We start from the raw sequence: 16035 nt of genomic DNA, 5'->3' as shown, positions 1-16035 counted from the left end.
GCCGGCGCGGGCGGTGGCGCACTCGTGGGTTCGGGTGCGGCGGCTGGAGCGGCGGCAGCCGTGGGCGGCGCCTCGGGCGTCGCGGCGATGCTCAACCCCGCGCCGGCGGCTGCGACCAGTGGCGGTGCTGCCGCCGCGGGGGCAGGCGCCGGGGCAGCGGGAGGCGCGGCGGCAGCCGGTTCGGCGGGCGGCCTCGCGGGGCTCCTGGCGAGCGTGCCCGTAGGTGTGCTCGGCCTCGCGGCCGCTGGAGTCGTGGTCGCGGGTGGCCTCGGCGTCGCCGGTGCGCTCGGCGCGTTCGACGGCGGGCCGGGGGACGAGCCCGTCGTGGCGGCACCTGTCGACGACGAGACGTCGACCGAGGGGCCCGGCACGGACGGTGACGCGGGCGGGAACGAGATCGCGCCGCCCGCGGACCCTGCACCGACCACGCCCGCCGACCCGACGGATCCCACCACCATCCCGCCCGCCGACGACGAGACGTCCACCACCACGACGTCGGACCGCGAGCCGCGCTCGACCCCGTCGGACCCCGACCCGGCGTCGCCTGCGCAGCCGGACCCCGAGGGGCCCGGCACCGGCGAGCCTGAGGAGCCGACGGAGCCCGAGGAGCCGACGGACCCGGGCGAGCCGACCGACCCGGAGGAGCCCACGGAGCAGGAGCCGTTCGTGCTGGCGCTCCAAGGGGGCTTCGCGACGCCCGCCGTCGAGTTGGATACGCCGACGCCGATCTCACTCACAGTGACTAACGAGTCGGACCGTGTGGCGACGCAGGCATGGGTCGCGTTCTCGTTCACCGGGGACACCACAGGGGAGTTCGCGGGGCTTTCGACACGCCAGGCGTTTGGCACCGCGGCCGTCTCCGACGGGGACGGATGGGACTGCGAGCCGAAGCGCGCGGGGAAGAGTCTTCTCTGTTCCACCGGGCCGATCCAGGTTGGTGACGCGCGGACGCTCTCTCGGCAACTCGTACTTCGCAACTCGCGGCTCGACGGTTCCGACGACGCGGGCGTCGCCGTCGTCGCGTGGTCCGGGAAGGAGACGGACCAGCCGGATTCCGCGTCCAGCGACGTTCGTGCACCGGTACAGAGCCGTCCCGGCAGTGTCGCTGCGGCTGATGCCGGCAAGCTCGTCCTGACTGGAGCGAGCGCTCAATCGGGTTCGCTCTCCTTCGGAGTGTCGAACGCCGGTCACACCACGGCGGCGGTCACCGCACGTCTGACGTTCCCCGAGGTCAGCAGTGCAGCCGGTGACATCGCATTCTTGGATGCCATCAGCGTGAGCTCAGCGGACGCCGGGCGTTGGGGCTGCGAGCGTGAAGGCGACCAGCTGGTCTGTACGACGACGACCGGTGTGCCGCGCGGCGGTGCGCCGTGGGCGCTCGTGCTCGACGTGGATGCCTCGGCTCTCGACCCAGGCGCCGTCCAGCCACTGCGCGACGCGTCGATCATGGACGGTCAGGTCACGCTAGAGCTCGAGGCGTCGCGCCATGTCGTGGCGTCTCAGCGTATCGCCACGGCAGCGCTCGAACTGCGATCAGCGCCAGCCACGCTCGTGCCACTCGCCGTCGAGGTTGCCCACGTCCGCGGCGCTCAGTCAGAGATCACGCTCGCTCTGAAGAACACCGGCGGTACTACGGCGCGGGACGTGGCCGTCGCAGTTGAGCTTCCCGAGGGCGTCACCGCTCCCACGAACCAAGAACGCTGGTCGGGTACCGCTGACGTCCCGCGGACGACGGCCGCGAGCGTTGGTTTCGACGGCCCTTCGATCTTGCCGACCCTACGTATCAACGCAGGCCGTGGCGGCTCGGTCGAGCTCGTCGTCGTGGTCGACGGCGTACGCCGATCGGTCCCGATCGAGCTGCCCAAGCCCGGGGCCCTCGCCCTCCATGCCCCTAGCGACATCCAGGTCGAGCGCGGCGAGGTCGCGACGCTCGTCGCCGTTGTCACCAACGATGGCGGCCGCGCGATCGAGGACGTCAGCGTGACCTTCCGCCTCCCCGGGGGAGTGCGATACATCTCCGTTCACCCGGGCCGATGGGATTGCTCTGCAAGAGGACAGATGGTCGACTGTGAGCTCGGTGACTCTCTCGAACCGGGTTCGGGAGACGAAGCTGTCCTTGGCCTCAACATCCGCCTCCAGGGTGCTCTCGGCGAGGGACAGGTCGCGGACATCACGATCGATGTGGAGGCGGGCGACGAGCACGTCGCCCCCGCGGCCGCCGAGACTCGCGTGCTGGAAGTCGCTGCACGTGTGGCGATCGAAGGCGTGGCTACCACGTCGGTGGTGGGCGAGGAGGCGCACTTCGCCTTCTCCGTCGTCAACGAGGGCACTGCGACGGCGCGTGATGTTGAAGTGCGTCTCTTTCAGCTCGCAGCGTCGTGGACGGGGGCGGACCCCGTCGGCTGGGAATGCCGGCGCCAAGGCGAACTCGGCTTCATCCTGTCCTGCGTTCGGGGTCAGCTCCCGGCCGCGACTACCGAGGAGCTTCGAATTCCGATCGCTCCTGCCTCGTCCGTCGGAACGCGTGTCGGGATCGCTAGTGTGACGTCGGCCAATGGAGGCTTCGGTGGCCCCGCACTCGCATACTTGACCGTCCAGAGGTCCTAACGCTCGTCGATCGCGTCGCTCGACGCATCGCCCGGCTCGCCGCGCCCTGCGGCCTGGACGGCGGCGTCCACGAGGTCACCACCGGCCACCAGCTCGAGAGTGAGCCCGATCGTTGACGGCTCGTCGAGCAGCCCGGCGATCACCGCGGCGACGTCGTCCCGCGGCACCGAGCCCATCGGGACGCGCGGCTCGAGCAGCACGCGGCCCGTGCCGCGGTCATCGGTGAGCCCGCCCGGGCGCAGCACGGTCCAGTCGAGGTCGCGTGAGCGCAGGTCCTCCTCGCTCGCGGCCTTGGCGCGCAGGTAGGTGACGAACACGTCGTCCTCGGCGGCCTCGGGCTCGAGCACGCCCATCGCGGAGACCAGCACGTAGCGGCGCACGCCCGCGCGCTCGGCCGCGTCCGCGAGCAGGGCCGCGCCGCCGCGGTCCATCGAGTCCTTGCGCGCGGCGCCCGAGCCCGGCCCGGCGCCGGCCGCGAACACCACCGCGTCGGCGCCGTCGACCACCTCGGCCACCTCGTCGACGGCCGAGCTCTCGAGGTCCACGACCGCGGGCGTCGCACCGAGGCTGCGGAGGTCCTCGATGTGCGCGGGGTTGCGCACCAGGCCCACCACGGTGTCGCCGCGTGCGACGAGCAGCCGGGTCAGGCGCTGGGCGATCTTGCCGTGTCCACCTGCGATGACGATGCGCATGTCTTCACGCTACGGCCCCACGCGCGCGCCGCACCTCGAGACGACGGCGCCATCGCGCGGTCGGGGTGCGGCCCTCCGCCCACGCGAGCCGCAGCGTGCGCATGCCGCGCCGGAACCGCCGCCGGGTCTGCGCCCACCCGACGAGCGAGCGCCCGGACACCTGCACCCGCAGCGCGCGGTCGTGGCGCACGCGGGCCTCCGGCGGGAGAGCGAGCGCGAGGTCGACGTCGTCGTGCACCTCGGGGTCCCAGCGGTGCACGTCGGCGCGCGCGGCCTCCCAGCGGTCGCGGGGCAGTGCCGCCGTCGAACCCCACAGCGGCGGGTGCGCCAGCGCTCCGTGCATGGACGTGTAGTAGGCCCACAGGTAGAGGCGGCCGTGCACGACGGCGCGCCAGCGGGGCACGTCGTAGAAGTCGCCGTGGCCGGTGAGGGCGTCGAGCGAGGGATCGGCCTCGAACGCCTCGCGGATGCGGCGGGTCCAGCCGGGCGGGGCGAGGGTGTCGGCGTCGCAGCGCGCGATCAGGTCACCGGTCGCGGCGTCGTAGCCCGCGGCGGCCGCCGCGCCGATGCCCGGCGCGGGCTCGCTGACCACCCGGGCCCCGAGCGCGCGCGCGACGTCGGCGCTGTCGTCGCTCGACGCGTTGTCGACGACGACGACCTCGTGCGGCGGCTCGTCCTGCGCCGCGAGGGCCGCCAGGCAGCGCCGCAGCGCGACGCCGTCGTCCTTGCACGGGATGACGACGCTCACGCGGAGCGGGGCTGAGGTCACGCCCTGATCCTGCCCGACCACCCGAGCCCCCGCCCCCGGCCGCCAACGGCCGATCCCGGCGGACCGGGCGGAGCAGGTCGGGGCTCGTTGGGCAGGACACGGCGCGGTGCGCGCGGGAGGATGGACATCTCGGTCACGGCCCGGGAGGCGGACATGACGTCCGTGTCATATCCTCAGCATGCTGAGCATTTGCTGAGCGCGGTCGGGTGGACGCCCGGCGCGCCCCCACGGCGGAAGGCCGCACATGACCTTCACGGAGACGGTCGTCCTCCTCGATCCCGACGGCGTGCCGACGGGCACCGCCGACAAGGCCAGCGTGCACACCCACGAGACCCCGCTGCACCTGGCGTTCTCGTGCCACGTGCTCGACGCCGAGGGGCGCGTGCTCGTCACCCGCCGGGCGCTCAGCAAGGTCACCTGGCCCGGGGTGTGGACGAACAGCGTGTGCGGCCACCCCGGCCCGGATGAGGCCTTCGAGGACGCCGTCCGTCGTCGGGCACGTCACGAGCTGGGGATCGAGCTGCACGACATCGAGCTCACCGACCCCGACTTCCGGTACCGCGCCGTCGACGCCTCGGGGATCGTCGAGCACGAGGTGTGCCCCGTCTTCACCGCCCGGACAGCCGACGAGGTGCGGCCCAACCCCGACGAGGTGATGGAGTTCGCGTGGGTCGAGGTGGACGACCTGCGCGCGGCGGTGCGCGCCGCCCCGTGGGCGCTCAGCCCGTGGCTCGTCTCGTCGGCCGCGACCGTCCCGCTGCTCGGGGGCTCACGATGAGCCCCGGACGGGCGCGCACGACGACCGCCCCGGCGCGGACGAGCGCCGCCACGACCACCACGACCACCGCGACCGACCGCCTGGTGCTCCCGGCGGCGACCGTGCTCGCCGACGCCGACGCCGACGCCGACGCCGTCGACGGTGACGCCGTCGACGCCCTGCTGCGCTCGAGCCTCGCGGACTGCCGTCGTCGGGCCGCCCGGCTGGGCCGCGAGAACGACGCGCTGTGGCGCGAGATCGCGCGCAGCCTCGACGGCGGCAAGCGGTTCCGCTCGGCGCTCGTGCTCGGGACGCACGACGCGCTCGGGGGCGGTCAGGCCCGGGCCGCCGTCGTGGTCGCGGCCGGCTTCGAGCTGCTGCACACCGCGTTCCTGGTGCACGACGACCTCATCGACAACGACACCGTGCGCCGCGGCCGCCCCAACCTCGCGGCCGTCATGCGCGACGAGGGGCGCGAGACGGGGCTGGACCCGGTGAGCGCGCACCGCTGGTCGCAGGCCGCCGCGCTGCTCGCGGGCGACCTCACCCTGAGCCTCGCCCACCGCATGTTCGCCGGGGCCGCACTGCCCGAGCCGCTGCAGCAGGGCCTCACCGAGCTGGTCGACGAGACCCTGCTGATCTCCGCGGGCGGTGAGCTCGTGGACACCGCGTTCGGCCTGGGCGTGCGCAGCCCGGGGTTGAGCGAGGCGTTCACGGTCGCCGAGTCGAAGACCGCGATGTACTCGTTCCGCGCGCCGCTGCGAGCCGGTGCGCTGCTCGCGGGCGCCGACGCGCGGCTGCTCGAGCGGCTCGACCGGATCGGTGTGGTGCTGGGCCGCTCGTTCCAGCTGGTCGACGACCTGCTGGGTGTGTTCGCGCCCGAGGAGCGCATCGGCAAGAGCAACCTGAGCGACCTGCGCGAGGGCAAGCAGACGCCGCTCATGCTGCGGGCGCGCGAGCTTCCCGTGTGGGACGAGATCTCCGCGCACGTGGGGCAGGCCGATCTCGACCAGGCCGGCGCGGCCCGGGTGCGTGGCTCGCTCGCGCGCTCGCAGGCGCCCGACGACGTCGCGACGTGGGTGCGGGAGGACCTCGAGCGCGTGCACGACGACGCGCGGGACCTCCCCGGCGAGCTGGGCGGGGTGGTGTGCGCGGTCGCGTCGGAGGTGGGCCGTACGCTCGACACCGTCGCGCAGGACATCGAGGAGGCCCGGTGCTCGACCGACTGAGCCTGTACGACGACGTCGCCCAGGCTGCCGCCGACCTCGTGGTGCGGCGCTACTCGACGAGCTTCGGCCTGGCCTCGCGGCTGCTGCCGCCGGCGCGTCGCACGGACATCCGCAACGTGTACGCGCTCGTGCGCCTGGCCGACGAGGTGGTCGACGGCGTCGCGGACGAGGCCGGGACGGACGCTGCCGAGGCGCGCAGGCTGCTCGGCCGGCTCGAGGCCGAGACGCTCGAGGCGATGGCCACCGGGTACAGCACGAACGTGCTGGTGCACGCGTTCGCGCGGACGGCGCGGGCCGCCGGGATCGACGCGGACCTCGTCACCCCGTTCTTCGCCTCGATGCGCACCGACCTCGAGCGCACGGTGCACGACGAGGCGAGCCTCGCGGAGTACGTGTACGGCTCGGCCGAGGTGGTCGGGCTCATGTGCCTGCGGTGCTTCCTGCTGGACGAGCCCCCGGGCCGCCGGCCCGAGCGCTACGCCGAGCTCGCGCCGGGCGCACGCGCGCTGGGGTCGGCGTTCCAGATGGTCAACTTCCTGCGGGACCTCGCAGACGACTCGGACCGCCTCGGCCGCCGCTACCTGCCGGGAATCGAACCGTCGAGCTTCACCGAGGCGCAGAAGCACGCCGTCCTCGACGGCATCGAGGCGGACCTTCGGACGGCCGCGGCCTCCGCGCTCGAGCTGCCCCCGGGTGCCCGGCGCGCCGTCCAGGTCGCGACGGCCCTGTTCGCCGAGCTCGCGGCACGGCTGCGCAGCACCCCGGCGGCCGAGGTCGCCCGCACGCGGGTGCGTGTGCCGGCGCCGGTCAAGGCGCGACTCACGGCCCGCGTGCTCGCGGGCCGGCCGGAACCCGTCGCGACGCCGTCGGCGCCGCGCGACGTCGTGGAGGTGGAACGGTGAGCGGACGCGCCGTCGTCGTGGGCGGGGGGATCGCCGGGCTCGCGACCTCGGCCCTGCTGGCCCGTGAGGGGTACGAGGTCACGGTGCTCGAGGCGCGTGACCAGGTGGGCGGGCGCGCGTCGACGTGGTCAGCCGAGGGGTTCACGTTCGACATCGGGCCGTCGTGGTACCTGATGCCCGAGGTCTTCGACCATTTCTTCCGGCTGCTGGGCTCGAGCGCGGACGAGCACCTGGAGCTCGTGCGGCTCGACCCCGCCTACCGGGTGATGTACGAGAACCATGACCCTCTGGACGTGCGCTCGGACCTCGAGGACTCGGTCGCGCTGTTCGAGCGCGTCGAGCCGGGGGCGGGGGAGCGGCTGCGGGCGTACCTCGCCTCGGCGTCGGACACCTACGCGATGGCGCTGCGGCACTTCCTCTACACGACCTTCGCGTCGCTCGTGCCGCTCGCGCGGGCCGGCGTCGCGGCGCGTGCCCCGCGGCTCGGTCGCCTGCTGACGGAGTCGCTCGACGCTCGCATCCGGCGCACGGTGGGAGACACGCGGCTGCGCCAGATCCTCGGCTACCCCGCGGTGTTCCTGGGCTCGGCGCCGCGGCTCACGCCGAGCATGTACCACCTCATGAGCCACCTGGACCTGGTGGACGGCGTGCTCTACCCGCGCGGCGGGTTCGGCAGGCTCATCGAGGCGATCCGCGACGTCGCCCTCGCCGAGGGCGTGGACCTGCGCACGGGCGCCGAGGTCACGGCGATCACCACGCGGCCCGTGCCCGAGCGCTCGTGGCGGCGGCCCTCGGTGCGCGCGGCCGCGACCGGTGTCGAGTACACGGACGCCGACGGCGTGCGGCACCACCTGCTCGCCGACGTCGTCGTCTCGACGGCCGACCTCCAACACACCGAGCGGGACCTGCTGCCGGCGGAGCTGCGCTCGTACTCGCCCACGTGGTGGCGCAAGCAGGTGCCCGGGCCCAGCACGGTCATGGTCTACCTGGGCGTCGAGGGGGAGCTGCCCCAGCTCGCGCACCACAGCCTGCTGCTCGCGGAGGACTGGGACCAGGGCTTCGAGCGGATCTTCGCGCCGCTGTCGGCCGAGGGCGGCGAGCCCATGCCGGATCCGACGTCCGTCTACGTGAGCCGGGTGACCGCGACGGACCCGGGCGCCGCACCTGACGGCATGGAGAACGTCGTCATCCTCGTGCCGGTGCCGCCCGACGAGCGCCTGGGGCGCGGCGGCCGCGACGGCGACGGCGACCCGTGGGTCGAGAAGGTGGCGGATGCCGCGATCGCGCAGATCGCGTCGTGGGCGGGCGTGCCGGACCTGGCCGAGCGCGTCGTCGTGCGTCGCACGGTGGGGCCCGCGGACTGGGCCGAGGACCTGCGCGCGTGGCGCGGCACCGCCCTGGGCCCGGCGCACACGCTGCGGCAGAGCGCGATGTTCCGTGCGGGCAACCAGGCCCGGCGCGTCGACGGGCTGCTGTACGCGGGTGGCTCGGTGATCCCGGGGATCGGCCTGCCGATGTGTCTCATCAGCGCCGAGCTCGTGGTCAAGCGCCTTCGCGGGGACACCTCGACGGGGCCGCTGCCCGAGCCGCTGGTGGGACGGGGAGGCGCCCCGGCCGCGCGCGGGGCCGCGTGATGGGGCTCGTGTACCTCGCGGCGCTGCTCGTGTCGATCACCGGCATGGTGGTGCTCGACCACAGGTTCCGGCTGTTCTTCTTCGCCGACGCGCGCCGGGCCGCCGTCGTGCTCGCCGTCGGCGTCGCGGTGTTCCTGGTGTGGGACGTCGCCGGCATCGCGCTCGGGGTGTTCTTCCGCGGGGAGACCGAGTTCATGACGGGGCTGCTGCTCGCACCGGAGCTGCCGGTCGAGGAGGTCTTCTTCCTCGTGCTGCTGAGCTACCTGACCATGAACGTGTGGGCGGCGGCGTCCCGGGCGCTCGACGGGCGGGGCGCGTCGGCGCCCGCGGACGCGGCGGCGCGGTCATGACGTACGCGCTGCTCAACCTGCCGTTCCTGGTCGCGGCGCTCGTGGTGCTGCTCGTCGCCCGGCGACGTACCGGGGCGCCGGGCTGGCGCGGGCTCGGCGTCGCGGCTGTGGTGCTGCTCGCGATGACGGCGGTGTTCGACAACGTGATGATCCGCATCGGCCTGGTCGCGTACGACGACGTGCAGCGCCTCGGTCCGCAGGTGGGCGTCGCCCCGATCGAGGACTTCGCCTACACGGTGCTCGCGGTGCTGCTGCTGCCCGCGCTGTGGTCGCTGCTCGGGGCCCGACGGCGTGCGGAGGTGGACGCGTGAGCGCCCCCGCACCGGCTGCGCGCCGCAGCGTGCTGCGCGAGCTCGCGCTCAGCTCGCGGCCCCTGAGCTGGGTCAACACCGCCTACCCGTTCGCGGCGGCGTACGTGATGAGCACGCGCGAGGTCGACTGGCCGCTCGTGATCGGCACCCTCTTCTTCCTGATCCCGTACAACCTGCTGATGTACGGGATCAACGACGTCTTCGACTACGAGTCGGACCTCGCGAACCCGCGCAAGGGTGGTGTCGAGGGTGCGCTGCTCGACAAGGGGCTGCACCGGACCACGCTGCTCGCCTCGACGCTGCTGCCCGTGCCGTTCGTCGTCTACCTCGTGGCCGTCGGCACGCCGTCGTCGTGGGCCGTGCTCGCGTTCTCGCTGTTCGCGGTGGTCGCCTACTCCGCCCCCCGGCTGCGGTTCAAGGAGCGGCCGGTGCTCGACTCGATGACGTCGAGCACGCACTTCGTCTCGCCGGCGCTGTACGGGTTCGTGCTGGCGGGGGAGATGCTGGGCCGCACGCAGTGGCTGATCCTGGCGGGGTTCTTCCTGTGGGGGATGGCGAGTCAGGCGTTCGGGGCGGTGCAGGACGTCGTCGCGGACCGGGCTGCGGGCATCGGCTCGATCGCGACCGTGCTCGGGGCGCGGCCCACGGTGTGGTTCGCGTTCGTCGCCTACGCCGTGGGTGGCCTGCTGATGCTCGCGGTGCCCTGGCCGGGACCGCTCGCCGTCGTGCTCGTGGTGCCGTACCTGGTGATCGTCGCGAGGTTCGGCCGGATCACGGACGAGACGGCCGAGACCGCCAACGCCGGGTGGCGTCAGTTCCTCGCGGCCAACTACGTGGTCGGCTTCCTCGTCACGATGCTCCTGATCTGGGTCGCCCGCACCACCTGACCGCACCCGCCCACCACGCCTCGGCTGGGGACCGCGCGCGTCAGGGGTGGGCGAGGAGGCGCTGGGCCGGGCCCGCCGCGAGGCCTCCGCGGGCGACGAGGCGGGCGAGGGCCGCACGCGAGACCTCGTCGAGGGTGGGCGTGGCGCCGTCCTGCGCGAGGCTCGCGAGCGAGTCGGCTGCGGCCTCGGTGACGTCGGGGTCCTCGTCCTGCAGCAGGGTGAGCAGCAGCGGGAGCGCATGATCGGGATCGGCCTCGGACAGCGTCTGGGCGCACCGGGCGCGCCACGCGGCGGGAGCGGCCGGGAGGCGCTCGACCAGACGCGCCCAGTCGCCGTCGTCGAACGCGCGCAGGTGCCCGACGGCGTCGTCGAGCCCGAGGTCGGACCACCGGTCGGGCGGGCCGCCCGCCGCGAGAGCGCCGTCGTACGCGAGAAACCCCCCCACCCATGCCGACCAACCTACTCACCCGTCAGCCCCGCCGAGATCGGCCTCTCTGTCGCTTTCCCGGCAGGCGGAGCGACAGAAGGGCCGATCTCGGTGGGAGGGATGGCTGCCCGCGCAAGTGCTCAGGCGCGGGTGTTGACCTCGTAGCTCGTGTTGGTCGCCTCGAAGAAGTTGACCAGCTGGAGCGTGTCGTTGGCCGTCGCCATCCACTTGGCCGGGTTGCTCACGCGGTAGTGCGGCTCGAACCCGAGCTCCTCGAGCCGGCGGTCCGCGAGGTACTTGACGTACTGGTTCACGTAGTCGGCGTTGAGCCCGAGGATCCCGTGGGGCAGCAGGTCGCGGTTGTACTGCTCCTCCATGTCGACCGCGTCGAGGATCATCTGGCGGATCTCGTCGGCGAACTCCGGGGTCTGCAGGTCCTCGTTCTCCTCGAGCACCGTGAGGATGAGGTTGATGCCGAACTTCAGGTGGAGGGACTCGTCGCGCACGATCCAGTCGATCAGCGAGCCGAAGTTCCGCAGCAGGTTCCGCTGTCGGAAGCTCAGCGCGACCATGAAGCCCGAGTAGAACCAGATGCCCTCGAGGATGATGTTGTAGGCCACGAGGTTGCGCACGAAGTCGCGCTTGCCCTCGGTGGTGGTGATGTCGAGGGTCTGCTCGGTCATCCGGCGGATGTAGCGGACCTCGAACTCCTCCTTGGCCGCCATCGACGGCACCGAGACGTGCGAGTCGTACGCCTCGGCGCGGTCGATCGGGAAGGTCTCGAGCACGTACTCGAAGCTCATGCAGTGGTTGGCCTCCTCCCACATCTGCTTCGCGAGGTACAGGTGCGCCTCGGGCGCGTTGATGTAGGGGTAGACGCCGAAGGCGAGCGCCTTGTTGACGAGCAGCTCGTTGGGGTTGAAGTACGACATCAGGAACGTGACGGCGTGCTTCTCCTCGTCGGTCATGCGCGAGAAGTCCGCGAGGTCCTCGCCGAGCTGGATCTCGTTGGGGAACCAGGTGTTCGCGACGGCCTGGTCGTACAGGTCCATCGCCCACTGGTAGCGGACGGGCTTGAGCAGCAGGCCCTCGGAGATGCCGGTGCCGAGGATTCCGTTGGTGGACATGGGTGTGGCTCCTTGCGGGATGGTCGAGTGGGTGGGGAGGCGTCGGGCGACTACTGGCACGACTCGCACTGGAGGCGCTCCATCGGGTCGACCGGGCACGCGACCCCGTCGACGACGTCGTCCTCGGCGGAGGCCGACAGGTCCGTGAGCTCCAGGACCGGTCCGGCTGCGACTGCCGTGGTCGCCGGGGCGAGCGCGGGCGAGGCGGCCGGAGTGGCCGGGGCACCCGAGGCGACCGGGGTGCTTGCGGTGCCCGAGGCGACCTGGGTGCTCACGGTGTCCGAGGCGACCGGCGCGACCACGGCCGACGGCGCGCCGTCGTCGTCGGTGCGAACCTCTGTGCGTGCTGGCCCGTTCAGTACCGCCGCACCTGCGCCAACGTTCGCATTCGAACCTTTGGAGGGGGTGGTGGGGGTGGTGGGGGTGGGGGGTGCTGGCTTGGCGAAGCCGAAGCCTCGGCGGGCCGGTGCGGCCGACGACGGCGCCGGGGTGGAGTCCGTGCGCTGGGTGGGGGCCGCGGGCGCCGTCGGGCGCTGCTCGGCCTTGTTGACGCGCACCGTCGACTGCTCGGCCGTGTGCCGCGGCTTCATGTGCAGGTAGTACGTCGTCTTGACGCCCCGCTCCCACGCCGACTGGTACAGCTTGGCCATCTCGCCCACGTCGCGGTTGGCGAGATAGATGTTCCGGCTGATCGCCTGGTCGATCCACTTCTGCGCGCGCGCCGCGACCTCGATGAACGCGTACGGCGACAGCGAGAACGACGTCCGGTACACGGCCTTGAGGTGCTCGGGCACGCCCGCCACCGCGTCGAGGTCGCCCTGCGCTGCGAGCAGGTCGTCGCGCACCTGCTCCCACAGCCCCAGCTCGGTCAGGTCGCGCACCAGGTTCCGGTTGACCTCGAGGAACTTGCCCGACGACGTCGCGCGGCTGAAGATCTGCGAGAACTGCGGGTCGAGCCCGGGCGTGGTCCCTGCGACCAGGCCGATGGACGCCGTCGGCGCGATCGCCATCAGCGTCGCGTTGCGCATGCCGCCCGCGACCTTGGTGCGCAGCGCGTCCCAGTCGAGGCGCGTGGTGCGGTCGACGGCGACGGGCACGCCGCGGTCCGCCTCGAGGCGGTCGAGCGTGTCGATCGGCACGAGGCCCTGGGACCAGCCCGAGCCGGGGAAGTTCGGGTACGAGCCGCGCTCCCGCGCGAGGTCGGCGCTCGTGTCGATCGCGTGGTAGCTGATGAACTCGACCAGCGTGTCCACGAGCTCGGCGGCCTCGGTCGACTCGTACGCGAGGCCCAGCCGCTCGGTGAGGTCGGTGAACCCCATGACGCCCAGGCCGACGGCGCGGTTCTCGCGGTTGGCGCGCTCGGACTCGCCCACGGAGGACAACGTGATGTCCACGAGGTTGTCGAGCTGGCGCACCGCGAGCCGCGTGGTCTCGCGCAGGCGGTCCCAGTCGATCTCGCCGCCGACGAGGTGCGCCGAGAGGTTGACCGACGCGAGGTTGCAGACGGCGATGTTCTCGCGGTCCTGCGGCAGCGTGATCTCGGTGCACAGGTTCGACAGGTGGATGGTGCCGGTGTTGTCGTTGAGCGCGCGGGAGTTGATCGTGTCCTTCCACGTGAGCCACGGGTGCGACGTGCCCTGGAGGGTCACGAGGATCGACGTCCACTGCTCGCGTGCGCGCAGGCGCCGGTGCCTCGGCATGCGGCCGGCCTGCGCCTGTGCCACGTAGTACGCGTAGCGCTCGGAGAACGCGGCGCCCACCAGCTCGGTGAGGTCGGGGGCGTCGGCCGGGTCGAAGAGGTACCAGTCGTCGTCGGCCGCGACGCGCTTCATGAACTCGTCGGAGATCCACACGGCCGTGTTGGCCGTGCGCGTGCGCCGGTACGGGTCGCCCGAGTTCTGCCGCAGGTCCAGGAACTGCGGGAAGTCCAGGTGCCAGTTCTCCATGTAGAAGCACAGCGCGCCGAACTTCTTGCCGCCGCGCGAGACCGCGCGCAGCGTCGAGTCGATCGTGTGCATGAACGGGATGGGACCGGTCGACGTCGTGTTGTTGGAGCGGATCGGCGAGCCCTCGGCGCGCAGCTTCGAGACCGACAGGCCGATGCCGCCCGTGCCCTTGGTCAGCCACATGACGTTGCGCACCGACGTCGCGATGTGCTCGATGTCGTCCTCCATCTGCATCACGAAGCAGTTGGAGAGCTGCGGGTAGGAGGTGCCGGCGTTGACCAGGGTCGAGCCCGCCGGCAGGTAGTCGAGCCGCGCGATCGTCTCGTAGAAGCGCTTGGCCGCCGCCGTCGGGTCGCCCTCGTTGAGCGAGAGGCCCATCGCGACGCGCATCCAGAAGTACTGGGGCACCTCGAGCGGACGGCCGTGCCGGTCGTTGATCATGTACCGGTTCCGCATGGTGACGGTGCCGATGTACCGCAGCCGCTCGTCGTGGTGGTGGTCGAGCGCCGCGGCCAGGGCGTCGAGGTCGAACGCGCTCGCGAGCCGCGCGTCGAGCAGGCCGAGCTCCACGCCCTCGCGCACGTAGCCGGGGAACCGCGCCTGGTGCAGCAGCGAGAGCTCGAGGTCGGTGTCGTAGTCGCCCAGCACGCGCTTGTAGATGACCTTGCGCAGCAGGCGCGCGGCGATCACGTCGAAGTCCGGGTCGTCCTTGACGTTCTGCACGGCGACGGCGATCGCGGCCTCGTCGAGCTGCTCGGTGGTGATGCCGTCGAACAGCGTGATCGCGAGCTCGCCGGCCACCTGGGTGACCTTCGAGATCGCGTCGGGCAGGCCGGCGGCCGCGCGCTCGACGGCACGGTTGATGCGGTCGGCGTCGTACGGCTCCTGCGTGCCGTCACGCTTGGTGACGTGGATGCGGCGGGGTGCCGGGGTCGCGGAAGGTGAGTCCGGGGCGCCGTCGGGCGCGGCCGACGGCGTCGCGAGGTCGGTGAGGGTCATGGTGCTGCTTCCCAGGTCGAACCGGTGGTCCGGTGCCCTGGGACGACGACGGTGCGCCGTCGCGCACGTGTCCGCCGAGCCCGCCCGAGAGGCCCCGAACCGCGTGCGCCGGCGGCGCACGCACCGGCGGCAGGTCTTCGGACTCGTGGGCGCCCGGCTCATCCCTACTGGTCGTCGCTTCCCAGGCCGGAGCCCAGTGCGTCTGACGACGGTCGTTCCCACTCACCGCTGCGGGGCAGTCCCGGATTCCCACCGGGTTCCCTCTTGCCTCACCCGGATGGAGTTCCGGGTGAACCGTCGGCGTCTGCGACTCTAGACCCGGGATGGGGGTCGACCACAACATCTACCGGCGTGTCGGCTCGCGACACACCACATCTAGGGCCATCCGGGTGGTTGAGATGCCCGCCCGAGTGGGCTGTGTGGTCCGTCGCCGCGGTGCGTGTGACGGATGGGGCTCGAGGGGCGACTGGGCTGTCGCAACAGCCCCTCGCGTCACTCGCGTCACGCGGACCGCGTGGGCGGACCGCGCCGAGGGCGAGGGCGACGGGAGGAGCGTTGCCGGGCCGCGGGAGAGCCCCCTGACCCGCGACCCGGCAACGCAGGAGTCCTCAGCCAGCATCCCCCGAGCCGACGAGGACGACCTCGGGTGTCGGGTCACAGCGATACCCGACACCCCGGACGGTGACGATCTGCAGGCAGCCCCCCAGCTTCTCCCGCAGTCGTCGCACATGGACGTCGATGGTGCGCGTGCCCTGACCGGACACGCCCTTGCGCCACACGGTGCGCAGCAGCTCCTCGCGTGGCACCGCTCGCTTGGGCGAGCGGAGGAGGTAGGCAAGGAGCGCGAACTCCTTGTTGGTCAGCGTGACGGTGCGCCCGTGGGCGGTCACCTCGTGCGCCTGGACGTCGACGACGACGGCGCCGCGTGGGCGTGCGCCCCAGGCAAGCTCGGCCCGCGCGGCCGCGCTCGCGGCGGGCCGGGGCCCTGCCAGCACGGTGGCGAGCTGGTCGACGAGCGCGCGCTGGTTCCCCCTGTCGCCGAGGGCGAGCGCCGAGTGCGTCGTCGCCTCGGGTGCGCGCTGCTCGACGAGCCGACCGATCGCCTGGGCGAGCTCGGCGAGTTGGATGCGCCCCTCGAGGCCCGCCGCCTCGTCCACGCCTACGTAGAGCGCGAAGCCCGGTCCGTGCGGCTGCGGCCGCGCACCACCGACGCCCCCGACGGGGGGTGTCATGGTGAGCGACACAGCAGTCATAGAAGGAGTGTGACTGTCGTGAGCGTGGACACCAAGCCTGGTCAGGGCCATGTCTCAGATAGTGGACAGTTCTCACCCGGTCGGCCGGGCGGCATCGGGACGAACCGGACAAGGGGCGCGCGAGGGCCGGCCCGTCGCCCGCGAA

Annotated in this window: 13 protein-coding genes, 1 pseudogene and 1 riboswitch; of the genes and pseudogenes, 8 read left to right on the top strand and 6 right to left on the bottom strand. The window is 72.5% G+C overall.

The features are described 5' to 3' along the window. Window positions 1-2607 (top strand): annotated as a pseudogene (locus tag GXB85_RS15730) (hypothetical protein); the annotation flags it as partial. On the opposite strand, the gene GXB85_RS15725 reads toward GXB85_RS15730, so the two are convergent. Together GXB85_RS15725 and GXB85_RS15720 are read right to left on the bottom strand one after the other, a co-directional pair. Beyond that, window positions 2604-3299: an SDR family oxidoreductase gene (locus tag GXB85_RS15725; protein ID WP_161918608.1), complete on the bottom strand. Its 696-nt coding sequence runs from the start codon at window positions 3297-3299 to the stop codon at window positions 2604-2606. The pseudogene GXB85_RS15730 and the gene GXB85_RS15725 overlap by 4 nt on opposite strands. Before the next feature lie 4 nt (window positions 3300-3303). Next, complete coding sequence (locus GXB85_RS15720) at window positions 3304-4068, bottom strand: glycosyltransferase family A protein (RefSeq protein WP_161918607.1); 765 nt, start codon at window positions 4066-4068, stop codon at window positions 3304-3306. Window positions 4069-4312: 244 nt separating this feature from the next. Between GXB85_RS15720 and idi the strand changes: the two genes are divergently transcribed. The 7 genes from idi to GXB85_RS15685 are packed head-to-tail and all read left to right on the top strand — an operon-like array spanning window position 4313 to window position 10138. Further along, the gene (idi, locus tag GXB85_RS15715) at window positions 4313-4846 is read left to right on the top strand and encodes an isopentenyl-diphosphate Delta-isomerase (protein ID WP_161918606.1); all 534 of its coding nucleotides are present in this window, start codon (window positions 4313-4315) and stop codon (window positions 4844-4846) included. Next, complete coding sequence (locus tag GXB85_RS15710) at window positions 4843-6054, top strand: polyprenyl synthetase family protein (protein ID WP_161918605.1); 1212 nt, start codon at window positions 4843-4845, stop codon at window positions 6052-6054. The genes idi and GXB85_RS15710 overlap by 4 nt, the downstream gene beginning before the upstream one ends. Further along, complete coding sequence (locus tag GXB85_RS15705) at window positions 6039-6956, top strand: squalene/phytoene synthase family protein (protein WP_161918604.1); 918 nt, start codon at window positions 6039-6041, stop codon at window positions 6954-6956. Before GXB85_RS15710 ends, GXB85_RS15705 begins: the two co-directional genes overlap by 16 nt. After that, window positions 6953-8590, top strand: coding sequence for a phytoene desaturase family protein (gene crtI, locus GXB85_RS15700; RefSeq protein ID WP_161918603.1), 1638 nt, complete (start codon window positions 6953-6955; stop codon window positions 8588-8590). Before GXB85_RS15705 ends, crtI begins: the two co-directional genes overlap by 4 nt. Beyond that, the gene (locus tag GXB85_RS15695) at window positions 8590-8940 is read left to right on the top strand and encodes a lycopene cyclase domain-containing protein (protein ID WP_161918602.1); all 351 of its coding nucleotides are present in this window, start codon (window positions 8590-8592) and stop codon (window positions 8938-8940) included. The genes crtI and GXB85_RS15695 overlap by 1 nt, the downstream gene beginning before the upstream one ends. Beyond that, on the top strand, window positions 8937-9251 hold the full coding sequence (locus GXB85_RS15690; RefSeq protein ID WP_161918601.1) for a lycopene cyclase domain-containing protein: 315 nt from the start codon (window positions 8937-8939) through the stop codon (window positions 9249-9251). The genes GXB85_RS15695 and GXB85_RS15690 overlap by 4 nt, the downstream gene beginning before the upstream one ends. After that, window positions 9248-10138: a prenyltransferase gene (locus GXB85_RS15685; RefSeq protein WP_370524286.1), complete on the top strand. Its 891-nt coding sequence runs from the start codon at window positions 9248-9250 to the stop codon at window positions 10136-10138. The genes GXB85_RS15690 and GXB85_RS15685 overlap by 4 nt, the downstream gene beginning before the upstream one ends. Before the next feature lie 40 nt (window positions 10139-10178). On the opposite strand, the gene GXB85_RS18410 is transcribed toward GXB85_RS15685, so the two are convergent. The 4 genes from GXB85_RS18410 to GXB85_RS15665 all read right to left on the bottom strand — a co-directional run bounded on the left by GXB85_RS18410 (window position 10179) and on the right by GXB85_RS15665 (window position 15890). Further along, window positions 10179-10583, bottom strand: a complete 405-nt coding sequence (locus GXB85_RS18410; RefSeq protein ID WP_161918600.1) for a HEAT repeat domain-containing protein — start codon at window positions 10581-10583, stop codon at window positions 10179-10181. A 122-nt stretch (window positions 10584-10705) separates the two neighbouring features. Then, window positions 10706-11692, bottom strand: a complete 987-nt coding sequence (locus GXB85_RS15675) for a ribonucleotide-diphosphate reductase subunit beta (protein WP_161918599.1) — start codon at window positions 11690-11692, stop codon at window positions 10706-10708. A 50-nt stretch (window positions 11693-11742) separates the two neighbouring features. Then, complete coding sequence (locus GXB85_RS15670) at window positions 11743-14637, bottom strand: ribonucleoside-diphosphate reductase subunit alpha (RefSeq protein ID WP_161918598.1); 2895 nt, start codon at window positions 14635-14637, stop codon at window positions 11743-11745. A 110-nt stretch (window positions 14638-14747) separates the two neighbouring features. Next, window positions 14748-14951, bottom strand: a riboswitch (cobalamin riboswitch). Window positions 14952-15245: 294 nt separating this feature from the next. Further along, window positions 15246-15890, bottom strand: coding sequence for a winged helix-turn-helix domain-containing protein (locus tag GXB85_RS15665; RefSeq protein ID WP_161918597.1), 645 nt, complete (start codon window positions 15888-15890; stop codon window positions 15246-15248). Window positions 15891-16035 lie beyond the last annotated feature (145 nt).

It is taken from the genome of Cellulomonas sp. APG4 (assembly GCF_009996735.1).
Lineage (GTDB): Bacteria > Actinomycetota > Actinomycetes > Actinomycetales > Cellulomonadaceae > Actinotalea.
The sequence above is the reverse complement of the archived record's forward strand: the minus strand, read 5'-3'. Positions and strand labels throughout refer to the sequence as shown.